Raw genomic sequence first — 271 nt, forward strand, 5'->3', positions numbered from 1 at the left:
CGCTTGAAATCCGACGTGCACCAGCGCCTCTCGCGGTCCGGCCACTTGCCGCGTTCGGCGACGCGGTCGAGTAGATCGCAGCCGGTACGGGCCACCAGTTCATGACGCAGCCGATAGTGTTCGGCGTGCTCACGAGCGAGCTCGACCGTGCCCGGCCAATCCGAGCGTCCCATGTCGGCATGTACCGTCGTGACCCGGTCGAGAACACCGGTCTTGGAGAACAGTTCTGCGAGGACATCCAGAAGGGCCTGGCTGTCCTTGCCGCCACTGA

Annotated in this window: 1 pseudogene; it reads right to left on the minus strand. The window is 64.9% G+C overall.

Features of this window, described 5'->3' with window-relative positions:
* Positions 1–271: pseudogene (locus ON21_RS30095) on the minus strand (phosphoadenosine phosphosulfate reductase family protein); the annotation flags it as partial.

The organism is Nocardia araoensis NBRC 100135 (assembly GCF_000308435.1).
Taxonomy (GTDB): domain Bacteria; phylum Actinomycetota; class Actinomycetes; order Mycobacteriales; family Mycobacteriaceae; genus Nocardia; species Nocardia araoensis.